Below are 298 nucleotides of genomic sequence, written 5' to 3'. Positions count from 1 at the left end.
CAGGGAGGCGTACCGGGCGCTGATGCACCCGCACGAGATCAGGAGGCCCGAGGACGCCTCGGAGCTCGTGGCGGCCAGGCGCGCGGCGAAGGTCAGCCAGGTGAGGGCGGCGTCCATACTGGGCACCAGCGAGAAGTACATCTCGATGCTGGAGAGGGGCCAAAGGGAGCTCAAGCCCATAAGGAGGGCCTACGAGGCATGGGTCGAGGCCGGACTTCCGCTCGATTGGGACAGGCAAGCCTTCGAGGCCGAGCGCAAAATGGATTCTAAAAAACACCTTGCCAAATAGGAGCGTCAG

General features: G+C 63.8%; 1 protein-coding gene. It reads left to right on the top strand.

Annotated elements, in window-relative coordinates; all coding sequences use genetic code 11:
• The coding region (locus DWY05_RS10040) for a helix-turn-helix transcriptional regulator (protein ID WP_199413375.1) at positions 1-289 on the top strand (289 nt) is incomplete at its 5' end.
• Between the last annotated feature and the right edge of the window lie 9 nt (positions 290-298).

This window comes from Collinsella sp. AF23-4AC (genome assembly GCF_003462685.1).
Taxonomy (GTDB): Bacteria; Actinomycetota; Coriobacteriia; order Coriobacteriales; family Coriobacteriaceae; genus Collinsella.
This window is presented reverse-complemented; position numbering and strand designations above follow the sequence as displayed.